Raw genomic sequence first — 674 nt, forward strand, 5'->3', positions numbered from 1 at the left:
AAAGTGGACTGCACCGCCCGGGCATATGGTTTGTCCATCCCGGCGGTATCTTTGAAGATCGAAAACATCAACCCGCAAAGTAGGGCAATTCCCGGAATGCCCAGCTGAACACCCCACAGCAGGTATTCCTGATGCGGATTTCCGTTTTGTACAGGCTTGTAATCCTGCTTTTCCCGTTGCTCAAGCCGGTTGTATTCGCTTGCCCAGCTCCCGGCCCCGGCGCCCAGAATCGGGTTGTCGCCAATCGACTGCACCGCCCTGTGCCAAAAATGGAGCCGGATGCCTGAAGAGCTGGATACTGCGCCGTAACCGGTTGCTATATCGGCCCCCTTTTTACAGGAAAAAGACTTTATTTCGGTCTGCGCTTCCACAATTCTCTGGTGCATTTTGGATGAACCAAATGAGAGAGCTACAAGAAAGATAAAAGGCAGAAGTACAGTGACTATTCGATAGCGCTTGGGTAGTTCCCACATGATGGCGCTCGACAGCAAAAGGATTGCCACCACGTGCCCGGTACGGCCACTCAGCACAAAAAATACATTGCACAGCGCCAAGATCGCGGCCAATACAGCGAAATGTGGGCCAAAGCGCCCGGGGAAGAGGGCGCGTAAATGCCAGCAGACCGCTGCGAACACTCCGCTCATGATGCTCTGGTCCAGATAGCTGGAGAATAC

At 53.7% G+C, this 674-nt stretch carries 1 protein-coding gene; it reads right to left on the minus strand.

What is annotated here, in order from left to right:
* On the minus strand, positions 1 to 644 hold a 644-nt coding region (locus tag AC1DWI_RS25540; RefSeq protein WP_477726236.1), incomplete at its 3' end, for an O-antigen ligase family protein.
* Between the last annotated feature and the right edge of the window lie 30 nt (positions 645 to 674).

Source organism: Polaromonas sp. P3_C2 (assembly GCF_056402675.1).